Genomic DNA, 358 nt, shown 5'->3' with positions numbered 1-358 from the left:
CCCACGATCAACGAAGCCAATAGAACGGTCAGCCGGAAAGCTAACGATCCGAGCGCATATAAAACAGGGGGACGAAACGACTTACGATAATGACGGACCTTGTCGCTGATGTCTCGCATCTCAGGCCCTCCCCCGTGCCTGCGTGAAGGCGAGTGCAATTTCGTCGAGCCGAAGCGATACGCCGGGGCGCAGGGCACCTACCATAAAGATGCGGTCGGTTTGGTCGGCTTTGCGGGGGGCGACTTCCTGATCGAAGATCTGGTTTTTGGGTTGAGACGGTGTAGACATGCTGACGGCGATCCTTGCTACAGACTACGGGGGTTTCGGCTATGTTGCGGAATATGACCGGCGTAGTTTT

Annotated in this window: 1 protein-coding gene; it reads right to left on the bottom strand. The window is 56.1% G+C overall.

The annotated features are described in order from the left end of the window. Nucleotides 1–120: 120 nt before the first annotated feature. Complete coding sequence (locus tag U8L64_RS00035) at nucleotides 121–288, bottom strand: hypothetical protein (protein WP_333392690.1); 168 nt, start codon at nucleotides 286–288, stop codon at nucleotides 121–123. Between the last annotated feature and the right edge of the window lie 70 nt (nucleotides 289–358).

The sequence above is a fragment of the Pseudomonas sp. FIP_A4 genome (assembly GCF_036701605.1).
GTDB lineage: Bacteria > Pseudomonadota > Gammaproteobacteria > Pseudomonadales > Pseudomonadaceae > Stutzerimonas > Stutzerimonas phenolilytica.
The sequence above is the reverse complement of the archived record's forward strand: the minus strand, read 5'-3'. Positions and strand labels throughout refer to the sequence as shown.